Consider the following 21702-nt stretch of genomic DNA (forward strand, 5'->3'; position numbering starts at 1 on the left):
GCCTTCTTCGTCGCGGCGATGATCGCCTTCGCGTTCCCGGCCTGCTCGCCGTTCAAGTCGATGTGCGACTGGACGCCCTGCACACCATGCGGCACCAGCTTCGCCTGATCCACCGCCGGCTTGTCAGGCTGCACGGCGGCAACCGGCTTGGCAGCGGCAACCGGCTCAGCGGCGTGAGCCGCCATCGGACCGGCGAACACACCACCGGTGAAAGCCAGACCAGCAACACCAAGAACCGTCTTACGCAGCAGCATCGTCTTCATGACCAAAGCTCCATTCGGGGGTTTGGCGCACACACACCGCCAAGGGGGTCGGCAGTTCCGGTGTGCGCAAGCACCACGTCAGGCGCTCAAAGGGGGAAGTCTCAGGGGGTCCAGCAGCTCGCGGGGCGGGGCCTCTTCGCGGCGCCGGGACCATACTCAACGACCGGCGACCCACCGACATTCCAGGGCTTGTCGGCCCCCGTGCGGGGGTGTCTTCCTCGGCCGTGCGTGCTCAACGGGTCTGGGCCGCCCGCCATTCCGGGCCCAGGGTGCCGCCGGTCACGGCCACAAACGGGACATACCCACCACGGCGCCGGGACAGCCGATCACGAACTCGGGTGATCCACTCCATGTCGCGCAAACGGCGGTATCCGGCAACCCGGGATACCACCCCATGCCGCACACGGAGTCGATCAACTCCCGTTTCTACAGACCGTGAGCCGCGGACCAGAGGCGTACACCGGACCCAGGACACGCAGGCGGCACCTCCGGACGGAGAACGCGCACGACGGGAGTGTGGCCCGCCATGACCGGCGCAGGGATCAAGCCTGACCGCCCGGAGCCGGGCACGGCGGGACACACCCAAACCGCGAACACGGACCCGGCGGGCCACACCCGAAACCGCAACCAAACACGGAGGCGATCATGTCGGGGGCCCGGTGGCGCTTGAGCGCGGGCGACCGTGTCGGACCGGTCACCTACGGTGGGGCGACGGGGCCGACGGCCCCGGAGAGGAGAAGGCCGATGACCCGCACACCCGTCGAGGGCACCGTCCGGTCCGCTGACGGCACCACCATCGCGTACGAGCGCAGCGGCACCGGGCCGACGGTGATCATGGTGGACGCCGCCGGCGGATTCCGTGAGATGGGGCCGATGCGTCCCCTGGCTGCCCTGCTCGCCGACGAGTTCACCGTGATCTGCTACGACCGGCGGGGCCGGGGCCGCAGCTCGGACACCGCTCCGTACCACGTGGACCGGGAGGTCGACGACCTGCGGGCGCTGGTCGAGGAGGTGGGCGGTCCGGCGGGCCTGTTCGGGTTCTCGTCCGGGGCGGTGCTGGCGCTGGTCGCGGCCGCGCGGGGGCTGCCGGTCGGCAGGCTGGCGCTGCTCGAACCCCCGCTCGACCTGGCCGAAGCGCCGACCGGCGAGCCGGGGCTGGCCGCGGAAATCGCCCAGCTGGTGACGGCGGGCCGCCGAGGCGACGCGGTGGCGCACTTTCAGGCGGCCATCGGCGTGCCGGCCGAGCTGACCGAGGGCATGCGGGGGAGCCCTTCATGGCCTGCGCTGGAGCAGCTGGCCCACACCCTGGTGTACGACCTGACGATCGTCGACGCACTGCCGGCGGACGAGCTGGCCCGGGTCAGCGTGCCGGCCCTGGTGATCGACAGCGAGCAGAGCGACGCGCGGCTGCGCGGCTGGGCCGCCGGCGTCGCGGCGGCGCTGCCGCACGGCCACCGGCGCAGCATGCGCGGGGACTGGCATCAGGTGCCGGAGGCCGTCCTGGCGCCCGTGTTGGCCGACTTCTTCGCCGGCCGCGACGCGACGGTGGGGGCAGCGGAGCGGTTGGCGGCGGGCCGGTGAGGTGGGTCGTCCGATGATTCCGACCGCTCCCCTGGCCTCCGGCCGGACCGCCGACGTGTACGCGTTGGCCGGCGACCGGGTGCTGCGCCGGTACCGGTCCGGCGGGGACGTACGTGCCGAGGCCGAGATGATGCGCCACCTGCACGCCGAGGGCTATCCGGTGCCCCGGGTACACCATGCCGACGGCCCGGATCTGGTACTCGAATGGGTGACCGGTCCGACGCTGGTCGAGGCGCTCGTCGGGGGCGATGTCGGGTTCCGGCCCGCGGCCCGTCTCCTGGTCGACCTGCATTCCCGGCTACACGCACTGCCCGCCGTCCGGGCGACCGATCCGGCGATCCGGATCCTGCACCTCGACCTCCACCCGGAGAACGTGATCCTCGCGCCGGCCGGACCGGTCGTCATCGACTGGGCCAACGCCCGCGAGGGGCCGTCCGCGCTGGACCGGGCGATGACCGCGCTGATCCTCGCCGAGGTGGCCGTGGACCGCTCTCTGCCGCTCTCGGCAGCGGCGCACGAACTGCTGACGGCATATGTGGCCGAGGCCGGGCCGCTCGAGTCGGTCGCGGCGGCCGCTCGGCTGCGCGCCGGCCTCGGAACGCTGGACGCCGCCCGGCTGCCCGAGGCGGTCGGGCTGGTCCTCGCCGCGGGGGCGCCGGGCGACCCGGGCGGGTGCCAGGGATCTGGCGCTACCCGGCCCGTGACCGGCCCGACCTAGTCGTCGTCGGGGCTGAGGCCGCGCAGTTGCTCGTAGACGTCGAGCAGCCCCTGCAGGTTGGCCGCGGTGCCCCCGTCGATCTTCCCGTCGTCCACCGCGTCGTCGATCCGTTCGCGTAGGTCGGCGAGGCGCTTGGCCCGGTCCTTCGGCTTGCCCCGGTCCAGCTCGGCGGCCTTCTTACGTAGGCTTTCGGCGGTCTTGCGGTCGATCTTCCGGGTGGCCTCCGCCTGGGCGAGCAGGTCGGCGAACTCGGCGGCGAGCTGGCGCGCGGTGACCGGCACCGGCTGGTCCGTGGTGGCCGGCTCCTCCGGCGGGTTGGACGACTCCGGGGCGGCGGACGGCGACTCCGGCGTGGGCGCGTCGGCGGACGCGGAGGTGGCCGGGCCGGTGCCCTGCGGCGGCCCCGAGGGGCCGTCGAGCAGCAGCGTGCCGACCAGCCCGAGCAGAAGCACCGCACCGGCGGCGACCAGCCCGACGAGGAGCCGGTTCGACCGGGCGGGCGGGCGGGACGCGGCCGGCGACGAAACCGGGCGCACCGGCGCGGCGGCCCGGTCGATGAGGGTCGGCGGGTGCGCGGGCCGGGCGACCGTGGGCAGGATCGCGGTCGGCGGGTCGGCCGGCTGGCCGGCGCCGAACCGGGAGGCGAGCTGGGCGGCGGTCGGCCGTCGGGCCGGATCGGCGGAGAGGCAGGCCAGGGTGAGTTCGGCGACGTCGGCGGGGAGACCGGGGATGTGCAGCGGTGGCACGGGCATCTGCCGGGCCTGCACGTCGAGCACGTCCTGCCAGGTCTGCACGGGCAGCGGGGCCCGCCCGGTGAGGGTGCGGTAGAGCAGCGTGCCGAGGGCGTACACGTCGCTCGCCGGATTCGGCGGGCCGGGCTTCATCCGTTCCGGGGCGAAGTACGCGGGGGTGCCCATCAGCAGCTCACCGGTCTGGCCGGCGAGGGGGTGCCGGGGCCCGGCGAGGGTGGCGATGCCGAAGTCGAGCACCTTCGCGCCGGTCTCGGTGAGCATCACGTTGCCCGGCTTGATGTCGCGGTGCACCACGCCGATCCGGTGCGCGGCGGCGAGGGCGGCCGCGACCTGGCCGGCCAGCCGCACCGCCTCCGGCCAGGCGAGCGGTCCACCGGCCAGCCGGTCGGCGAGGGTCTGCCCCTCCACCAGCTCCATCACCAGGTACGGCACGAGGGAGCCGTCGGGCAGGGTGGCCTCGGCGTAGTCGTACACCTGGGTGACGTGCGGGTGGGTGAGCCGGGCCGCGGCGCGGGCCTCGCGCTGGATGGTGGCGCGCAGTTGCGGGTCGGCGGCGAGCTGCGTGGCGAGGGCCTTGACCGCGACGGGGCGGTGCAGGACCTCGTCGTCGGCGCGCCACACCTCGGACATCCCGCCGAGGCCGATGCGCTCGCGCAGGACGTACCGATCGTGCAGCCGCAACGTGGGCGTGAACGGCGACATAATGATCCAGTCTGCCTGGCGCTCCGCGCCTCGCACCAACCCGGTGCCCCATTCGGGCGTGAAGGGACGAATCCCCGGTGGGGATCGTCCGGTGGCGGCCACCCGGACGACCCCGTCGGCCGCCACTCAGGGGCAGCAGGAGGGGGCGGATGCCGGGTGGGGTTCCATGACGTCGGCGAGCGGCGCAGGGCGCCCGCGGCGGCCAGCCGGGTGGGGGCCAGCAGGGGGCGCGCGGGCCGGTCGGGGCGGACCGGCGCGTCGGGGCGCGCCGAGTTGACATGCCGGGTCACGGCGTCTACGGCAAGGACGAAACCGGTGGAATGTTCCATGATCAGCTCCTGGTGACGGGACCGGTTGAGGTCCGGCCACGCGTCGTCGGGTGCCGGGCGTCGGCCGGGGCGGCCAGGCGGAGCGGCCCGCCGGGGGCGTCGGGCAGCACGGTGTCGGCGAGGAGGGCCACCCGGCGGTGACCGAGCGCGGCGACGTGATCGGCGACGGACCGGGCGGCCGACCGCTCGTCGATGCCGACGTAGCGGTCCGCCGGGCCGGCCGTCCGGCCGGGAGGCGGTGGTGACGTACGGCAGCCCGCGGTCGCGAAGGGCGGCCAGCGCCCAGTCCTCGTCGCCGACGCAGTAGACGCAGAAGCCGTCGACCGCGGCGTTGTCGATGGCGGCCCGCACCCGGGCCCGCTCGGCGGGCAGCGGCACCAGCAGGAGGTTCCGGCGTCACCGGCGAATCCGAACCGAACGCCAACGCGTGCCGTGACGTTCGGCCACCTCGCTGACCCCGGTGAGGAAGCGCACCGCGAACGGATCGGCCGACGGGGGCTGCCCGCGCCGCTGGGTGCCGAGCGGCACTGGTCAGCCCGGGTAGAGCTCGTCGCGGATCCGGGTGAGCAGTTCGCGGGTCCGCTCCGGGGGCGCGGCCTCCACACAGAGCCGTTCCATGGCCAGCGCGTAGTAGTCGAGGTCGTCGCGCTTGTCCAGATAGACCGCGCTGGTCAACTGTTCGATGTAGACGATGTCGGGCAGGTCCTCGTCGCCGAAGCGGAGGATGCTGAACGCCCCGCTGGCGGCGGCGTGGCCACCGGCGTCGAAGGGGACGATCTGGAGCCGGACGTGCGGCGCGGCGGTCGCCTCGATCAGCGCGTCGAGCTGCTCGCGCATCACCCTCATGCCGCCGATGGGCCGGCGCAGCGCGGCCTCGTCGAGCACCGCCCAGAGCTGGGGCGGGTCACTGCGGTGCAGCACCCGCTGGCGCTCCGTCCGGAGGTTGACCCGCCGGTCGAGCTCCGCCTCGGAGGCGCCGCGGTGGCCGAGCAGGATCACCGCCCGGGCGTACTCGGGGGTCTGGAGCAGGCCGGGGACGAACTGCACCTCGTACGTGCGGATCAGCACGGCGGCGGCCTCCAGCCCGAGGTAGGACTGGAACCAGGTGGGCAGCACGTCGTTGTAGCGGTGCCACCAGCCGGGGCTGTTCGCGTCGCGGGCCAGCTTGAGCAGCGCCGTGCGTTCCCCGGCGGCGGTGACGCCGTAGAGGGTGAGCAGGTCGGCGACGTCGCGCTCCTTGAAGCCGACCCGGCCCAGCTCCATCCGGCTGATCTTCGACTCGGAGGAGCGGATCTCCCAGCCGGCGCTCTCCCGGCTCACCCCGGCACCCTCGCGGAGCCGGCGCAGCTGCGCCCCGAGCAGCATGCGCAACACTGTCGGCCCGCTGGTCGGACCCCCCTCGACGGACACCGTCGTCACCTGGCCGTCCTTCGCCCTGCCCGCTGTCCCGGCCGGATGCCCCAGCCCGACCGACGTGTAAGCATGCCATGAACCGTCGGTGAGGTGAACTCCTCCGGACGGCCGAGTCAGTTGCGTCGATGGAGCCTAGGGCCGGCGATCAGGTGGTCGAAGTCGCCGTCGCGCGCGCCGAGGACGAACGCGGCGATCTCGTCCACGGTGTAGATCAGCGCCGGGCCCTCGGGGTGCCGCGAGTTGCGTACCGCGATCCCGGCCCCGTCGGGCAGTTCGGCCAGCTCGACACAGTTGCCGCTCGGGTTGCTGCGGCGGCTCTTCTGCCACCGCAGTGGCGGCAGTTCGCTGGCCAGTACGCCGTTCTGGGGCGGTTGCATGGGCGTCCCTCCGCGGAAAGCCAGCCGGTGCCGCATGGAGGAGCGGGTGGGTGGCGACGGTCTGTCGACTGAGGATCGAAATGCACGTGCATCTGCTATTGCATCTGCAATGGACAGCGAGCATGATAGCGCACGTGCGGTGTACCCATCCGTTCACTGTGGGTCACCCCGCCACGGTTGTGTGCAGGAGAAACACGGGTCTGGCCAGTCGTCCAGGTCCCGCCCGGCGAGGCCGACAGCTGCGGTGAAGGAGGGTGCGTGCCGGACCCGATGACCATCGCCTCCGGGGTCTCCGCCGCCGGTGCGCTCATCTCCGCGTGGCAGCTGCGCCGCCGGGCACTGCGCGCGGAGGCGGAGATCGAGCTGCTCCAGGCCGAGCTGGCCGCCGAGCGGCACGCCGCCAGCCATGACCCGCTCACCGGCCTGCCGAACCGACGGGCCTTCTACCGGCTGGCCGCGGCGCTGTTGACCGACGCCGCCGGCAAGCCGTTGGTGGCGATCGTGCTCGACCTCGACGACTTCAAGCTGGTCAACGACCGCTACGGGCACGCCGCCGGCGACCAGGTGCTGGTCAGCGTGGCGCAGCGGCTGTCCGCGTTCGCCGGGGACAACCTGGTCGCCCGGCTCGGCGGGGACGAGTTCGCCGGGCTGCTGGCCAGCCCGACGGTGGACCGGCGGTGGATCGAGCACGCCACCCGTCGGCTGTGCGAGGCGCTCGCCGCGCCGATCCCGCTCGGCGCCCGCACCGTGCAGGTGACCGCCTCCGTCGGGCTCGCCCCGGTGCACTGTCCGACCCAGCTGGCCGACGCGCTCTGCCGGGCCGACGCGGCGATGTACCAGGCGAAGAGCGTCGGGGCGGCGCGGCGCCCCCGCCAGCTCGCGGACGCCGCGCAGCTGGCCGAGTGCTGACCAGCTCACGGACGTCATGCGGCTGACCGAGTGCTGACCAGCTCACGGACGTCATGCGGCTGACCGAGTGCTGACCGGCTCACGGACGCCACGCAGCTGGGGTGCTGAGCGGCCGGGCCGAGGGCGACAGGGCGGCGGGCGGCTACCCGGCCCAGCGCCGCGGCGAGCCGGTCAGCCGGCCCAGCGGCCCAGGTCGTGCAGGGCGCCGCGGGCGAGGCTGACCAGACCCGACGGCGACAGCAGGCCCTCCACGATCCGCAGCGCCCGGACCCGGTCGGCCTCGGACCGGCCGGCGTCGGCCACCTCCGCCGACCAGCTCCACAAGTCGTCGAGCGCCCGGACCCCGAGGTGGTACGCGAGCCGGTCCTGGTCCGGCTCCACCGGGCCGTAGCCGGCCCGGAAGGCGGCCTCGTCCAGCCGGCTGTCGAAGGCGAAGACCGGCCCACCGCCGAACACGAACATCAGGTCGCGTTCCCTGGGGGCGAGCACCGCATCGTCCCAGTCGATCAGCCAGACCTGCTCGTCCGGGCCGAGCAGCACGTTGCCCAGGTGCGGGTCGCCGTGGCAGACCACCAGCTCGGCCGGCCGGGCCCGCAGCTCCGCGCCGAGCCGGTCGACCTCGTCCAGCAGCCGCGCGGCGTCGGCGGCGGCCCTCCGCCAGTGCGCGGCCACCTCCCGGGTCCACCGGTCGGCCGAGTCGTCCACCGCGCGCAGCCGGCGGTCGGTCTCCCGCACCGCCGCCTCGATCGCGGCGTGGGTGTGGTCCTCCCGGGGCAGCCCGGCCAGTTCGTCGGACGGCGGCGCCGCGTGCGCGGCGGCGAGGAGGGCGCCGTACCGGCGCCAGTGGGCGGGACGCATACCGCCGGCGGCGGCCCGATCGTCGGAGACCCACGGCACCACGGTGAGCCGGCGTCCGTCGTGGACGGCGCTGAGCCGGCCGTCCCGGGTGGCCAGCGGCGCCGGCACACCCGGTACGCCCCGCTGGGCGAGCCGGGCGGTCACCACGAGCCCGGCCGGGGCGCCGCCGCCGCTGAGCTTGACCGCGTACTCGTGACCGTCCCGGGTGGTGGCCCGCCAGAGTGTGGCGGTCGGATCCGCGCCGAACCCCACCGGTACGGCGGTGACCAGGGCCAGTCCGAACTCCTCGGCGACCCGCGCGGCGAGCTGGTCATCCATCGGTGTCCCGTTCAGCGCCAGCCGTAGCCGGCGCGCAGCGCCTGGCCTACCCGGTCGAACCGCGGCCGGTCCAGCACCGCGCCCTCGCGGCGGATGCTGTCCTCGCGCATGGTGAGCACCCGGTCGAGGCGTACCCAGCTCGGGCGGTTGTCCCGGTCCCACTCCCCCGGGCCGAGGGCGAGCCAGTGCCGCTGGCCGTCCCGGTCGCTCTGGCTGGAGAGCATCAGCCCGAACAGCGTCCGGCTCTGCCGGCCGACCACCAGCACCGGGCGGTCCTTACCCTGGCGAGGGTCGTCCTCGTACGGGACCCAGGTCCAGACGATCTCCCCCGGGTCGGCCTGCCCGTCCAACTCCGGGGCGTACGACAGCTCGCGCCGCTGCAGCGCGGCGACCTGGCGGCGCCGGGCGACCTGCGCCGGGATCCGCCCGGCGGCAGGGGCGGGCGCGACCGCGCCCCCGGTGATCCGGCCGAGCCGGGACGCCACACTCCTCAACAGACCAGCCACGGCCGGCAGCCTATCGTCCACGCACACGCACCTGGATGCCCGGACCCGGGAGGCGAAACCCGGTGGCCGGGCGGGCGGCGGCTCGGCGACGATCCTCCGGTGACCGTTCCCGCCCACCAGATCCGCGCCACCTTCACCGCCGACACCGTCACCGTCTACCAGGCGTACGGCCCGGAGATCGCCGAGGCCGCGCTGGCCGCCGGCCGGTTCGTGCCGCCGTTCAAGCGCGAGCGGATGACCTGGATCAAGCCGTCGTTCCGGTGGATGATGTACCGCTGTGGGTGGGCCCGGAAACCCGGGCAGGAACGGGTGCTGGCCGTGGAGATCAGCCGGGCCGGCTTCGAGTGGGCCCTCGGGCACGCCTGCCTCAGCAGCTACCACCGCCACCTGTACGCCGACCGGGCCGCCTGGCAGCGGCAACTGCGTACCAGCCCGGTTCGGGTGCAGTGGGATCCGGAGCGGTCGCTGCGGCTGGCGCCGCTGCCGTACCGCTCGCTGCAGGTGGGCCTCTCCGGCGAGGCGGTCCACCGGTACGTCGACGAGTGGCTGGTCGGCCTCACCGACGTCACGCCGCTGGCCCGGGCGGTGCACGACCGGCTCACCGCCGGCGACGAGCCGGGCGCCGCGGCGCTGCTGCCGGTGGAGCACCCGTACCCGCTCCCGGCCGAGGTGGCCCGGACGGTCGACGCTGGTTCGGGCTGAAGCGCGGAGGTTTCCGGCCGGGCCCGGGTGGTTGACTCGATCTGGCCGGAAAGGGCGGAGGTGGTCGGCATGACCTTCGAGGTAAGCACGCGCAGCTTGCCGGGCCGGCCGGCGGCGATCGGCTCGGCGGGGCCGTTCACGCTGGTGGTGGACCGACCGGCGGACGGCGGCGGGGACGGCCTCGGCTTCAACGGCGGGCAACTGCTCTACCTGGCCGTCGCCGGCTGCGTCTCCAATGACCTGTTCCGGGAGGCCCGGGCGGCCGGGATCACCCTGCACCGGGTGGAGGTCACCGTGCACGGCGACTTCACCGGCGACCCTGCCGTCTCGACCGAGATCAGCTACGATCTACGGATCGACGGCGACGCGCCCGAGGAACGGCTGCGGGAGCTGGTGGCCCGGGTCGACGGGATCGCCGAGATCCCCAACTCGTTGCGCCGGGGCACTCCGGTGCGGCTGCGGCAGGCCGAGGTGACCGGCACCGCCGGCTGACGGCCCGGGTCAGGCCGGCCGGCGGCCGAGGACCAGGGTGGTACGCAGGTCCAGCACCACCGTGCCGCCGAACCCGTCGACCGCCACGCCTACCGCGGCAAGCACCCGCTCGCGCTGCTCCGGGGGCCGCCGCAGCTGGGGCGAGAAGGTGCTGACCAACCGCTGGTACGCCGCCGTGTCCAGCGGCACCGCGCGCTGGAAGCGCACCGACCGCACGTCGGTGAAGAGCCCACTGTCGGCGATGTCGTCGTGGAACCAGTCGTCCGGGCGATCATGGTGCGGCTCCGGGTCCACCGACTCGAACGCCGCCCGCAGTCCTGCGGCATGGGCCGGGTCGACGTAGTCGTAGCGGTGCGCGAAGACGGCCAGGGTGCCGCCGGAGGTGAGGGCGTCGTGGGCCCGCCGGTTACGGGTGGCCGGGTCCAGCCAGTGCCAGGCCAGCGCGCAGGCCAGCGCCGGCACCCCGCCGGGCGGCGCGGTCCACTCCTCGAAGGGAGCGGTCACCACCTCGACCTCGGGGAAGTGGGCCGCCAGCACCCGGGCCATCCGGGGGTCGGGCTCCACGCAGGTCATCGGCGTACCCAGGGCGAGCAGCGCCCGGGTGGCCAGGCCGGTCCCGGCGCCGATCTCGACCAGGGCGTCGGGCGTCCCGCCGTGGTACGCGCGGATCGCCTCGACCAGGTCGGGTGGGTAGCCTGGGCGGGCTTCGTTGTAATCGCTGGCCACCTCACCGAAGAGCTCGGACATGGTCGCCATCCTCGCAGGGGTGGACCGGTTGCCGCTGATCCTTTTCGGTGCGAACTACCGTCCAGCGGGTCGGGTCGGGCTTGGCGCGAGGTCAAACGGGCTGCCGAGGCGCTCGTCGGCTCGTCCGGTCCAGCCGAGGCGGTCAGCTGCTGGATACTGCCACGATGCCCCAGAAGACAGAGTCCTTCCCCTCACGGCACTTCTCGCAGAGTAATCCCGCAGGTCCGGGCCAGGATGACGTTCCGGCTCTACTGCGTCGGGTCGCCGACTCGATCGAGGAACTCGGACAGGTGTGGGTCCAGGACCTGGTCCTGCACAACGAGGTCACGGCCGACGGGGACTGGTACTCAGTCACGGTCTACTTCCGTGCGGAGTCCGAGTAGGACCCCTTGCCCCACGACCCGGCAATCCACCACGACCCCCGTGTTTGTAAGTTCTGGATGCTTCATACAAGGCGGTGTGCACCGATGATCCCCGAGCTGCCCCGTGACCTGCCGGTGCTCGAACGCCGGGCGGTCCGGGTGGTGGTGCTCGACGCCGCCGAACGGCTGCTGCTGTTCCACACCCGCGACCCCGACCATCCCCGCCTCGGCACCTGGTGGGAGCTGCCCGGCGGCGGCCTCGACCCCGGGGAGACGTACCGCGACGCGGCGGTGCGGGAGCTGCGTGAGGAGACCGGCATCGTGGTCGGGCCGGCCGAGGTCGGCGCGCCGACCTGGCGGCGGCGGGCCAGCTTCATCCACCGCCAGCTGCGCCACCTGCAGGACGAGGTGGTCGTGCCGGTACGGCTGCCCGGGCCGGGACCCGACGTGGACGAGGCCGAGCGGCTCGACTACGAGGTGGAGGACTACTTCGGCTTCCGGTGGTGGCCGGTCGCCGAGATCGTCACCACCCGGCCGCGCTGCTACCCGGGGCGGCTGCCCGAACTGCTGCCCGCCTTCCTGTCCGGCGAGGAGATCGACGAGCCGTTCGAACTGTGGTCATGACGAATCCGCCGGCAACCGGCACAGTGGAGCCGTGAACCCAATCCACGGACCCCTCGCCCACTACGCCGAGCGGCTGCACCGCGCCGCCGGGGACACACACCACGTCGCCTCGTCTCTCGGCGCCTGGCTGCTGCTCGCGCTCACCGGCCCCGCCGCCACCGGCGACGCCCGGGCCAGGCTGGAGGAGGCGCTCGGCACCGACGTGGACCGCGCCGCCGAGGCGGCCCACGCGCTGCTGGCCGCGCCGCATCCGCTGGTCGCCGCCGCCACCGCCCTGTGGGAGCGGACGCCCTTCGCCGAGCTGGCCGGCTGGCGCGCCACCCTGCCGGAGCGGACCCAGACCGGCCCGCTGCCCGACCAGGCGACGCTGGACGCGTGGGCGCGGGAGCACACCGACGGCCTCATCGACCGGTTCCCGCTCGGCGTCACGCCGGACACCCTGCTGATCCTGGCCAGCGCGCTGGCGACGAAGGTGTCCTGGGCCGAGCCGTTCCAGGTGGCGCCCGCCGAACAACTCGGGCCGGACAGCCCGTGGGCGGGCCGGATCGACCGGGTGCTGCGTACCCCGTGGCACGGCCACCGGCGCTGGATCGCGACCACCGAGCGGGCCGGTGAGGTGGCCGTGCACGCCGCGCCGGCCCGGCCGGTGTCCGCCGACCGGGTAGAGGCCGGGATGCTGGTGGTGTCGGTGGCCGCCGCGCCGGACGTGCCGGCGGCGGACGTCCTCGCCGCCGCCGAGAAGATCGCCGCCGGCGCGGCGGACGGGAGGGAACCGGGCCGGCGGTCGCTGTACGACCTGCCGTTGGTCGACACGCCGCTGTGGACGCTGCGGGAGGAGACGGTCCGCACGTTCGCCCCTGGCGGCCGGGAGGAGCGGGTCAGCGCGGTGCTGCCGTGCTGGTCGGCGGAGAGCCGGCACGACCTGACGCCGGCCGGGTTCGGCTTCGACGCCGCCGCGCGGGCGCTCGGGACGCTCATGGGGTTGGCGGAGCCGCCGTACGAGGCGGTCCAGTCCGCGGTGGCCCGCTACGGCCGGTACGGCTTCGAGGCCGCCGCGGTGACCGGGCTCGCCGTGGCGACCGGGCTGCCGCCGGAGGGTGTCGCCCGCGTCGCGGAGCTGCGGTTCGGCCACCCGTACGCGGTGGTGGCGGTGGCCACCGACAGCGCGGGCGGTCCGTGGCACGGCCTGCCGGTCTACTCGGCGTGGGTGGCGGAGCCCCAGGAGCTGCCCGAGGACGAGCTGGCGGACCCGCCCACGCAGTGGTGAGCCCGGGGGCCTCCAGCTTGTGCCTGCGGGAGGCCCCCGCACTGTTCGCCGTGAGAAGGGAACCCTTCTCTACCGCTGGCGTTAAAAGGTGCCCTTCCTTACGGGGCGGTCCGGGCGGCGAGGCGGCGTTGCCGCTCCTGGGCGCCGATGAGGTCGTCGGGAAGGGAGTCCTCCACCTCCAGGTCGAAGCGGCGCAGCAGACGGATCGCGAAGCCGCCGAGGGTGACCAGCACGAGGGCCAGCCCGAAGCAGACGTACGCGAAGCCGATGCCCCGGCCGGGACCGGTGCCGATCACCGCGCCCACCGAGCCGGCGAGCGACCCACCCGGGGCGAGCATCGGCTCGAACAGGGCGGTGGCCCCCGGCGCGAGCAGCGCGAACCCGATGGGCAGCGTCGACCAGGCGATGGTCTGGTTGAGGCTGAACACCCGGCCGTGGTAGCGCTGCGGCACCTTGACCTGGACGATGGTCGCGTAGATCGACTGCGCGGTGGTCATCGCCATGGCCAGCCAGCACATGCCGACGCAGATCATCGCCACCGAGGCGTCCAGGCCGATCAGCACGCAGCCGATCGCGGTGCCGAGGTTGGCGATCAGCACGCCGATCATCCGCCGCCGGCGCGGGCCGCCCCACAGCGACATGAGCACGCCACCCATCACCGCGCCGACCGCCTCGGCGAGGGCCACCTGCGCCACCTGGGTCGGGGTGCCGAAGGAGAGCACCAGCGGGGTCATGAGCACCAGCGCGGGAGCGAGGAAGATGTTGCCCAGCGCGAAGTAGCCGAGCATCAGCCGGAAGCCCCGGTGGTGCCAGGAGTAGCGCAGGCCGTTGGCGATGGCCACCAGCAGCCGTTCCCGGGGCCGCCAGCCGAGCAGGTCGGGGAAGCGGACCAGGGCCAGGGTGGTCACCGCGACCACGTAGCTGGCCACGTCGACGAGCAGGATGCCCTTGAGGTCGATCGCGGCGAGCAGGCCGGCCGCGAAGACCGGCATCATCAGGGTGGCGACGCCGGTGGAGAGCTGGGTGATGCCCATCGCGTGGCCGAGGTAGCGCTTCGGCACCAGCTGGGGCACCGCCGACTGGAGCGCGATCCGCTGGAACGACCCGGCGACCGAGCTGAGCGCGACCAGCAGGTAGATGTGCCAGAGCACCAGGTTGTCGGTCCACAGCAGCACGGCCAGGACCAGCTGGATCGACCCGGCGATGGAGCTGGCCAGCATCATGATGCGGCGCCGGCTGACCCGGTCGACGACCGCGCCCGCGATCGGCAGCATCAGCACGCCGCAGATCAGCGCCAGCGCCCAGAGCAGGCCGAGGTTGGCCACCGACTCGGTCCGGTTGTACAACCAGATCGGCAGGGCGAAGGCGGTCAGCGCGGACCCGGTGCTGGACACGAGCTGACCGATGGTGACGGCCAGGAACCGGGCCATGCTCGGCTTGACCGTCGAGGTGGCCGGCCGTTCCGCCTCGCCGCCGACCCGCAGGCGGTCGAGGACCGCCCAGCCGGCGTCCTCGCCCCGGGCCTCCGGGGTGAGCGGCGCGACGTCGCCGGCGACCACCGCCGGGTGGACCCGGGTGACGATCTCAGCGAGCTCGTCGGCGCGGTACTTCAGGAAGAAGTGCCCGGCCTGGTCGAGGACCACCAGCCCGAGGGTGTCGCTGAGGAACTGCCACTCGGCGTACCGCTCGCGGTAGTAGTCGGTGACCGGGTCCTCGGAGCCGACCACCGAGATGATCGGCGCCCGCAGCCTCGTGGCCCGCTGGTCGAGCAGCCGGGTGAAGTACTCCTCGGAGGCGCGGGAGTCGGCCCGCATGTTGCTGATGATCCGGTCGGCCTGCTCCGGGTCCAGCTCGTCGGTGTCCACCCCCATCGACTTGAGCCAGCTGGCGTAGTGCTTGTTGCTGCGCAGCTGCTCCAGCCGGTTGCGCATGGTCGCGAAGAGGCCCTTGGGGCGGGCGAACGGGAACATCGCCCCGATGTAGACGGCGGCCAGGTCCCGCCCGGCCGCCTCGACCTTGCGGGCCACCTCGGCGACGATGGCGCTGCCCACCCCGCAGTGGCCGTAGAGGACGATCGGCCCCTCGACCCGCTCCAGGATCTCGTCGGCGACCCGGGTGGTCAGCTCGTCGAAGGGCAGCGCCTCCTCGGAGAGGCCGACGTCGTGCCCGGGGATGGCCAGCGACCAGAGGGCGTGCCCGGCCGGCAGCGCGTCGGCGAGCGGCTGATAGACGATGGCGCTGCCGCCGCCGTACGGGACGCAGACGTAGGACAGCACCCGCTCGCCGGCGGGGATCGGCCTGGTCAGCTCGTAGAGCAGCCGGCGCGGCCCGTCCTCGGCGGCATCGCCGGAGATGAACGCGGCCAGCTCGCGGATGGTCCGCTGCTGGAACAGGTCCATCACGCCGACCGGCCGGCCGCCCAGCTCGGCCTTGCGGATCTTCGCGACCACCTGGGTGGCGAGCATCGAGTGCCCGCCCAGGTCGAAGAAGTCGTCGTCGATGCCGAGGGTGTCGACCCCCAGCACCTCGGACCAGATGGCGGCGAGCGTCCGCTCGGTGTCGTCGCGCGGTTCGACCAGCGCCACCGACGCCTCACGGGTGACCACCGGCGCGGGCAGCGCCTTGCGGTCGAGCTTGCCGTTGGGGGTCAGCGGCAGCGCGTCCAGGGTGACGAACGCGGCCGGCACCATGTACTCCGGCAGGCGCTCCTTCAGCGCGGCCTTGAGCGCGGCGTGCTCGGCGGGCCCGACCAGGTACGCGGTGAGCCGCTTGTCGCCGGGGCTGTCCTCGCGGACGATCACCGCCACCTCGGTCACCCCGGGCTGCTCGCGCACCGCGCTCTCGATCTCGCCCAGCTCGATGCGCAGGCCGCGCAGCTTGACCTGGTGGTCGATCCGGCCGAGGAACTCGATGACGCCCGACCCGTCCGCCGAGACGACCCAGCGGGCCAGGTCACCGGTGCGGTAGAGGCGGGCGCCCGGCTCGCCGGAGTACGGGTCGGGCACGAACTTCTCGGCGGTCAGCGCCGGGCGGCGGTGGTAGCCGCGGGCCAGCCCGACGCCACCGATGTGCAGCTCCCCGGCCACGCCCACCGGGCACTCGTGGCCGGCGGGATCGAGCACGTGCAGACGCAGGTTGGCGATCGGCGCGCCGATCGGCACGCCGGCCAGCCCGGCGAGGCGGGCCGGGTCGCAGGCCCAGGCGGTGACGTCGATGGCCGCCTCGGTGGGGCCGTACAGGTTGTGCAGCCCGCACCAGGGCAGCCGGGCGGTGAAGTCGACCGCGGAGGCCAGCGGCAGCTCCTCGCCGGAGCAGATCACCCGGCGCAGCGCGGTGGCCGCCTCGATCCCGTCCTCGGCGAGGAAGACGGTGAGCATGGACGGCACGAAGTGGGCGGTGGTGATCCGCTCGGCGACCAGCAGGTCGCGCAGATAGCCGGCGTCCTTGTGACCGCCCGGCTTGGCCAGGACCAGCCGGGCGCCCTCGCGCAGGGGCCAGAAGAACTCCCACACCGACACGTCGAAGCTGGCCGGGGTCTTCTGCAGCACCGCGTCGTCGGCGCCGAGGCGGTACGTCTTCTGCATCCAGTCGAGCCGGTTGACGATGCCCCGGTGGGTGTTCGGCACCCCCTTCGGCCGGCCGGTCGAGCCGGAGGTGTAGATGACGTACGCCAGGTGCTCGGGGCCGGCGGTCGGCTCCGGGTCGGTGGTGGGCTGGTCGGCCCAGACTCCGTCGTCGTCGAGGGCGAGGACGGCGGCGGCGGTCTCCGGCAGCACCTCGCGCAGGTGTTCCTGCACCAGCACCACCGGCGCGTCCGCGTCGGTGACCATGAAGGCCAGCCGGTCGGCCGGATACTCCGGGTCCAGCGGCAGGTACGCGCCGCCCGCCTTGAGCACGCCGAGCAGGCCGGCGACCAGCTCGACGGACCGTTCGGCGCAGACCCCGACCAGGGTCTCCGGGCCGACACCGGCGGCGCGCAGCCGGTGCGCGATCCGGTTGGCGGCGGCGTTCAGCTCGGCGTACGTGAGGCTGCGCCCGTCGATGGTGACGGCGACCGCGTCCGGGGTGGACGAGGCGCGCTCCTCGATCGGGCCGTGCAGCGTCTGGGTACGCGGGAAGTCGGCGGCGGTGTCGTTCCAGGCCGCCAGCAGCGCCCGCTCCGGCGGGGGCAGCAGCTCCAGTCGGGAGATCGGGGTGTCCGGCGCGGCGACGATCGACGCCAGCAGGGCGGTCCAGCGCCGGGCCATCCGCTCGACGGTGTCCCGGGTGAACAGGTCGGTGTTGAAGACCAGCTTGCCCCAGAGCCCCTCGACGGTCTCCACCGCGTGCAACTCGAAGTCGAACCGGGTGGCCTGCAGCTCCATCGGCGTCCACTCGAAGCTGACGTCGTCGTCCCGGGAGACGCCGGTGAACCGGCCGATCTCGTAGTTCTGCAGCACGAACATGGCCTGGAACACCGGCGAACGGCTGACGTCGCGGGGCAGCCCCAGCTCGTGGACCACCTTGGCGAACGGCACCTCGGCGTGCTCGAAGCCGTCCAGCACGCTGCGCCGGGTGCGCTCCAACAGCTCGGTGAAGGTCGGGTCGCCGGCCAGCTCGGCCCGCAGGGGCAGCATGTTGATGAACATGCCGACCACGTTCTCCAGCTCGGGCGCGGACCGGCCGGCCACCGACGCGCCGACGGCGAAGTCGTCCTGGCCGGCGTGCCGGGCCAGGAGCACCTGGTACGCGGCGAGCAGCGTCATGAACAGCGTGCCACCGGCGGCCCGGGTCAGCTCGTTGAGCCGGTCGGTGGTGGCCTGGTCGAGCTGGAACTCGACGAAGTCGCCCCGGTAGGTCTGGGTGGCCGGGCGGGGCCGGTCCAGGGGCAGCTCCAGCGGGGTGATCCCGGCGAGCCGCTGCTTCCAGTAGTCGACGTGGGCCCGGGCCTGCGGGCCGTCCAGCTCCCGCGCCTCCCAGACGGCGAAGTCGCCGTACTGGACGGGCAGGGCGGGCGGCTCGCCGCCCCGGTACAGGGTGATCAGGTCGCGCAGCAGCACGTCCACCGACCAGCCGTCGCCGACGATGTGGTGCTGGCCGAGGAACAGCACGTGGTCGTCGACGTTCATCCGGTCCGGAGTGCCGTCTCGCGGCCCGGAGGCCGGATTGTCGTCGTCGGCGGCGCGCCGGATCAGCAGGGCGCGCAGCAGCGGCCCGTGGGCCAGGTCGAACGGTTCGGCGGCGGCCGCGTCGACCAGGGCCTGGGCGGCCTGCTCGTCGGGGGCGTCCACGATGGTCAACGGGACATCCACCGTCTCCTCGATCACGACGGTGGGACGTCCGTCGGCGTCGGCCGGAAAGCGGGTACGCAGCGACTCGTGCCGGGCGGTCAGCGCGGCCAGGGCGGCGCGCAGCGCGTCGACGTCGAGCGGGCCGCGCACCCGCAGCGGCACGGCGATGTGGTACGCCGCCTCGCCCGGGGCGAGCTGGTCCATGAACCAGACCCGCTCCTGGGCGTACGACAGCGGCACCTCGGCGTCGGCGGGCCGGGGGGTGATCCGGGCCGCGGGGGCGGCCTGGCGGGCGCGCAGCCGTTTGGCGATCAGCGCCTGCCGGGCCGCCTCCCGGGTCGGATCCTTCAGGTCGGTCATCAGCTGGTTTCCTCTTCCGCCGCGAGCAGCGCGGCGACCTCGGTGTCGGAGAGCCCGTCGAGCTCGGCGGCGATCCGCTGCTCGATCTGGGCGGCCAGGTCCGCCACCACGGGGCTGCTGAACAGCGCCCGCATCGGCAGTTCGACGTCCACCTCGGCCCGGATCCGGGCCATCGCCCGCATGCCGCGCAGCGAGTTGCCGCCGAGGGCGAAGAAGTCGTCCAGGGCGCCGACCTTCTCCACCTGGAGGATCTCGGCGTACACCTCGGCGACCAGGGCCTCGGCCTCGGTGCGGGGGGCGACGTAGGCGTCCTCGGCCGGGACGGCGGCGGCCGGGGCGGGCAGCGCGGCCCGATCCAGCTTGCCGTTCGGCGTCAGGGGCAGCGCGTCGAGCCGGACCAGCGCCGCCGGGATCAGGTGCGCGGGCAGCTCCCGGGCCAGCTCGGCGCGGACCGAGTCCTCGTGGGCCGGGCCGACCAGGTAGCCGACCAGCATCGGCTCGCCAGCGTCGGTACGCACCGCCGCGGCGGCCGCCCGGACGTCCGGGTGGGCCAGCAGGGCGGCCTCGATCTCGCCCAGCTCGATCCGCATGCCGCGCACCTTGACCTGGTCGTCGCGGCGGCCCAGGTACTCCAGGCTGCCGTCGGGACGCCGGCGGGCCAGGTCGCCGGTGGCGTACATCCGCTCCCCCGGCGGCCCGTACGGGCAGGGCAGGAAGCGCTCGGCGGTGAGGCCGGGGCGGCGGTGGTAGCCACGGGCGAGCTGGGGGCCGGCCACGTACAGCTCGCCGACCACGCCCGGCGGCACCGGTTGCCCGGCGGCGTCGAGCAGCAGCGCCCGCATGTGCCAGGTGGCCGTGCCGATCGGCACCGGACCGGCCGGGACCGGCTCGCCGGGGGCGATCCGGGCGGCCACGCAGCCGACCGTCGCCTCGGTCGGGCCGTACTCGTTGATGACCGCGACGTCCGCGTGGGCGGCCCGCCAGGCGGCGAGCTGCTCCCCGGTGAGCGCCTCGCCGCCGATCACCAGGTCGGTGGTGGGCGACAGCTCGCCGTCCAGCAGCGGCAGGTGGCTCGGCGTGACCTTGAGGAAGTCCGGCCGGCCACCGGCCCGGGCGGTCGGGGAGTCGATCGCGGCCAGCCGGACGGTGCCGCCGGCGGTGAGCGTGCCGAGCAGGCCGGTGACGGTGAGGTCGAAGGAGACCGGCGAGTGCAGCAGCGCCGTGCCGGCCAGGCCCGGGTAGGTGTGTCGAGCCCAGGCCAGGTAGGCGGTCACCGCCCGGTGCTCCACCACCACGCCCTTCGGGCGCCCGGTCGAGCCGGAGGTGTAGAGCACGTACGCCGGGTGCGCAGGAAGCAGCGGGGCGACCCGGTCGGCGTCGGTGAGGTCGTCGTCGGGCTGGTCCGAGCCCACCTCCCCGTCCAGCACCAGCGCCCCGGCCGGCACCAGCGCGGCGGTGTCCGGGACGGCCACCACCAGGGCCGGCTCGGCGTCCTCCAGCAGGTACGCGATCCGGCCGGCCGGGTACGTGGTGTCGATCGGGACGTACGCCGCGCCGGACTTGAGCACGGCGAGGATCGCCACCACCAGCTCGCAGGAGCGGGGCAGGGCGAGCGCGACCCGGGTCTCCGGGCCGGCGCCACGGGCCACCAGCAGCCGGGCGAGCCGGTTGGCGGCGGTGTTCAGCTCCGCGTACGTCATGGACGCCCCGTCGCAGACCAGCGCGACGGCGTCCGGGGTGGCGGCTGCCTGCCGCCGCACCTCGTCGACCACGGTGGCCGGCGGCACCTCGGGCGCGGTGTCCTGCCCGGCGCCGAGCACCAGGTCGCGTTCGGCGTCGGCGAGCAGCGGCAGGGCGGCGACCGTCCGGTCCGGGTCGGCGACGGCGGCGGTGAGCAGCCGCACGTACCGGTCGACGATCGCCTCGGCGGTGGCCCGGTCGAACAGCTCGGTCCGGTAGACCAGGCGGCTCTCCTCGGTGGTGATGTCGAACGCCAGGTCGTCCTTGGTGGTGCCCAGCTCGATCGGGTCCAGGCCGGAGTCGGGGATGAAGTTCAGCGCGGTCTGGAAGATCGGCTGCACAGACGGGTCGCGCTGCGGGTCGACCGCCTCGACGATCTTCTGGAACGGGGTCTGCCCGTGCTCCATCGCGTCGACCAGGCCATCCCGGACGCGGCGGAGCAGCGTGGCGAAGGCCGGGTCGCCGGAGACGTCGCAGCGCAGCGCCACCGGGTTGACGAACATGCCGATCAGCGAGGCGACCTCGGCGCTGTCCCGGCCGGCGGTGGAGACCCCGACCACCACGTCGGTCTCGCCGGAGATCCGCGACAGCAGCGCCGCGAAGCCGGCCAGCAGCACCATGTACGGCGTGGCCGACGCCCCGGCGGCGAGCGCGCCGATCCGGTCGAGCAGCCCCTCGGGCAGGTCGAAGCGCACCTCGTCGCCGGCGAAGCCGAGCTGTGCCGGGCGGGGCCGGTCCAGCGGCAGGCCGGTGACCGGCGGCGCGCCGGCCAGGTGGCCGGTCCAGAAGGCGAGCTGGCGGTCCAGTTCCGCGCCGGTGAGCTGGTCGCGCTGCCAGACCGCGTGGTCCGCGTACTGGATGGGCAGCTCGGGCACGGCGGGCTCGGTGCCGGTCAGCGCGGCCTGGGCGAACGCGGCGAGTTCCCGGATGAACAGCACCGACGAGTGGCTGTCGAAGACGGCGTGGTGCACGGTGAACAGCAGCCACCAGCAGTCGTCGACGCGGACCAGCCGGGCTTGCCACAGCCGCGGCGAGTCCAGCGGGATCGGGGCCCGGGCCACCTCGGTGCGCAGCGCCGCGAACCGCTCGTCGCGTTCGGCCGGCGGCAGGTCACGCAGGTCGTCGGTGGGCAGCGCGACCGGCTCGTGCGCGCGGATCACCTGCACCAGCGCGCCGTCGTCCATGCGCAGGTGGGTACGGAGCGACTCGTGCCGGGCCACCACCTTGTTGACGATCTCGACGGCGGTGCCCGCGTCGATCCCGGCGGGAAACCGCCACGGGCTGGAGATGTTGAACACCGGCGAGCCGGCGTCGAGCTGGTTGGCCATCCACACCCGCTCCTGGGCGAAAGAGGCCGGAAAAGTCCACTCCTGACGCTCGCTCATGCCGTCACCTCGCTCCGCTCGGCGCCG

15 protein-coding genes and 1 pseudogene are annotated in these 21702 nt (G+C 74.0%); 7 read left to right on the forward strand and 9 right to left on the reverse strand.

The window, feature by feature from the left end; translation table 11 throughout:
- Positions 1-263, reverse strand: a pseudogene (locus ABZ570_RS11350) (hypothetical protein); the annotation flags it as partial.
- A gap of 744 nt (positions 264-1007) precedes the next feature.
- Here ABZ570_RS11350 and ABZ570_RS11355 point away from each other — a divergent pair.
- Positions 1008-1844 (forward strand): alpha/beta fold hydrolase, encoded by an 837-nt coding sequence (locus ABZ570_RS11355; RefSeq protein WP_358060541.1) that lies wholly within the window; start codon positions 1008-1010, stop codon positions 1842-1844.
- Between the two features lie 13 nt (positions 1845-1857).
- Entirely contained in the window at positions 1858-2562 is a 705-nt protein-coding gene (locus tag ABZ570_RS11360) for an aminoglycoside phosphotransferase family protein (RefSeq protein ID WP_358060544.1), read from the forward strand.
- On the opposite strand, the gene ABZ570_RS11365 is transcribed toward ABZ570_RS11360, so the two are convergent.
- The 3 genes from ABZ570_RS11365 to ABZ570_RS11375 form a co-directional block, all read right to left on the reverse strand.
- The gene (locus tag ABZ570_RS11365) at positions 2559-4016 is read right to left on the reverse strand and encodes a protein kinase (protein ID WP_358060547.1); all 1458 of its coding nucleotides are present in this window, start codon (positions 4014-4016) and stop codon (positions 2559-2561) included. The two genes, ABZ570_RS11360 and ABZ570_RS11365, sit on opposite strands and share 4 nt — an antisense overlap.
- Before the next feature lie 860 nt (positions 4017-4876).
- Positions 4877-5764 carry a helix-turn-helix transcriptional regulator gene (locus ABZ570_RS11370; RefSeq protein WP_358060550.1) on the reverse strand — a complete coding sequence of 296 codons (888 nt, stop codon included), beginning with the start codon at positions 5762-5764 and terminating at the stop codon, positions 4877-4879.
- 107 nt (positions 5765-5871) lie between these two features.
- The gene (locus tag ABZ570_RS11375; RefSeq protein WP_358060553.1) at positions 5872-6135 is read right to left on the reverse strand and encodes a DUF397 domain-containing protein; all 264 of its coding nucleotides are present in this window, start codon (positions 6133-6135) and stop codon (positions 5872-5874) included.
- Positions 6136-6393: 258 nt separating this feature from the next.
- On the opposite strand from ABZ570_RS11375, the gene ABZ570_RS11380 reads away from it, so the two are divergent.
- Positions 6394-7044 (forward strand): GGDEF domain-containing protein, encoded by a 651-nt coding sequence (locus ABZ570_RS11380; RefSeq protein ID WP_358060556.1) that lies wholly within the window; start codon positions 6394-6396, stop codon positions 7042-7044.
- Between the two features lie 171 nt (positions 7045-7215).
- Here the strand turns inward: ABZ570_RS11380 and ABZ570_RS11385 are convergent, their stop codons facing one another.
- Both ABZ570_RS11385 and ABZ570_RS11390 read right to left on the reverse strand, forming a co-directional pair.
- Positions 7216-8220 carry a phosphotransferase gene (locus tag ABZ570_RS11385; protein WP_358060559.1) on the reverse strand — a complete coding sequence of 335 codons (1005 nt, stop codon included), beginning with the start codon at positions 8218-8220 and terminating at the stop codon, positions 7216-7218.
- A gap of 11 nt (positions 8221-8231) precedes the next feature.
- Positions 8232-8726 (reverse strand): type II toxin-antitoxin system PemK/MazF family toxin, encoded by a 495-nt coding sequence (locus tag ABZ570_RS11390; RefSeq protein ID WP_358060562.1) that lies wholly within the window; start codon positions 8724-8726, stop codon positions 8232-8234.
- A 99-nt stretch (positions 8727-8825) separates the two neighbouring features.
- Here ABZ570_RS11390 and ABZ570_RS11395 point away from each other — a divergent pair, with 99 nt between their 5' ends.
- Both ABZ570_RS11395 and ABZ570_RS11400 read left to right on the forward strand, forming a co-directional pair.
- Complete coding sequence (locus tag ABZ570_RS11395; RefSeq protein WP_358060565.1) at positions 8826-9428, forward strand: DUF4291 domain-containing protein; 603 nt, start codon at positions 8826-8828, stop codon at positions 9426-9428.
- Between the two features lie 69 nt (positions 9429-9497).
- Positions 9498-9920, forward strand: a complete 423-nt coding sequence (locus tag ABZ570_RS11400; protein ID WP_358060568.1) for an OsmC family protein — start codon at positions 9498-9500, stop codon at positions 9918-9920.
- A 9-nt stretch (positions 9921-9929) separates the two neighbouring features.
- Here the strand turns inward: ABZ570_RS11400 and ABZ570_RS11405 are convergent, their stop codons facing one another.
- Positions 9930-10667, reverse strand: coding sequence for a methyltransferase domain-containing protein (locus ABZ570_RS11405; RefSeq protein WP_358060571.1), 738 nt, complete (start codon positions 10665-10667; stop codon positions 9930-9932).
- A 467-nt stretch (positions 10668-11134) separates the two neighbouring features.
- Between ABZ570_RS11405 and ABZ570_RS11410 the strand changes: the two genes are divergently transcribed.
- Positions 11135-11653: an NUDIX domain-containing protein gene (locus ABZ570_RS11410; protein ID WP_358060574.1), complete on the forward strand. Its 519-nt coding sequence runs from the start codon at positions 11135-11137 to the stop codon at positions 11651-11653.
- Between the two features lie 31 nt (positions 11654-11684).
- Positions 11685-12920: a hypothetical protein gene (locus tag ABZ570_RS11415; protein WP_358060577.1), complete on the forward strand. Its 1236-nt coding sequence runs from the start codon at positions 11685-11687 to the stop codon at positions 12918-12920.
- A gap of 98 nt (positions 12921-13018) precedes the next feature.
- On the opposite strand, the gene ABZ570_RS11420 is transcribed toward ABZ570_RS11415, so the two are convergent.
- Both ABZ570_RS11420 and ABZ570_RS11425 read right to left on the reverse strand, forming a co-directional pair.
- Entirely contained in the window at positions 13019-18550 is a 5532-nt protein-coding gene (locus ABZ570_RS11420) for an amino acid adenylation domain-containing protein (RefSeq protein ID WP_358060580.1), read from the reverse strand.
- A complete protein-coding gene (locus tag ABZ570_RS11425; protein ID WP_358060583.1) occupies positions 18550-21675 on the reverse strand; it encodes an amino acid adenylation domain-containing protein in 3126 nt (1041 codons plus the stop codon). The genes ABZ570_RS11420 and ABZ570_RS11425 overlap by 1 nt, the downstream gene beginning before the upstream one ends.
- Between the last annotated feature and the right edge of the window lie 27 nt (positions 21676-21702).

This window comes from Micromonospora sp. NPDC007271, assembly GCF_040634005.1.
Lineage (GTDB): Bacteria > Actinomycetota > Actinomycetes > Mycobacteriales > Micromonosporaceae > Micromonospora.